Here is a 574-nt window from a genome sequence, read left to right on the forward strand (position 1 = left end):
TTCAACCTGGTCGAACCCCTCGCCATCGAGCGCGCGGCGCAGTTCGGCCAGGCCGGCACGTCCGCTCGCCACAGTCGGCACAGAGGGCTTGCCAGCGACAGGCGTCACTGCACGCGGGCGCCGGCCTCGCTGCCAGCCCCACAACAGGGTCAACAGCCACAGCAGCGCCAGACCGATGGCCGCCGCCATCCACGGCCACGGACGCTCGGCCAGGCCGCTGGCGCGCGGATCGGTGGCCGCGATACGGCTGTCCTGGCCATCGGTGCCCGGCAATGCGGCGTCGGTGTCGATCGGTGGCAACGTTGCCGGTGAGGCAGTGCCCGTGCCGGTGCCGGCCGCAACCGTCAGTGTCAGGTCCGGCAGCTTCGCCTCCTGCGCCTTGCCGTTGCGCACGTCCCACCAGGGCAGGCGCGGCCCTGGCACCGCCAGCGCACCCGGCTGGCGCGGCACGATCGAATAACGGCGGGTGATCTTCAGCCGCGGCGTACTGCCGTTGAAGGTCTCTTCGTACTGCGCGGGTTCGGCAAACACCAGCGCATTGGCGCCGACATCCGGCACCGGCAGGTCGGTGAAC

The 574-nt window shown here is 71.3% G+C and carries 1 protein-coding gene; it reads right to left on the reverse strand.

Going from position 1 to position 574, the window contains the following annotated elements; genetic code table 11:
- Positions 1-574: BatD family protein (locus DAI20_RS19980; RefSeq protein WP_168927710.1), on the reverse strand; the 574-nt coding region annotated here is incomplete at both ends.

This window comes from Planctomonas deserti, from assembly GCF_003067705.1.
Classification (GTDB): domain Bacteria; phylum Actinomycetota; class Actinomycetes; order Actinomycetales; family Microbacteriaceae; genus Planctomonas; species Planctomonas deserti.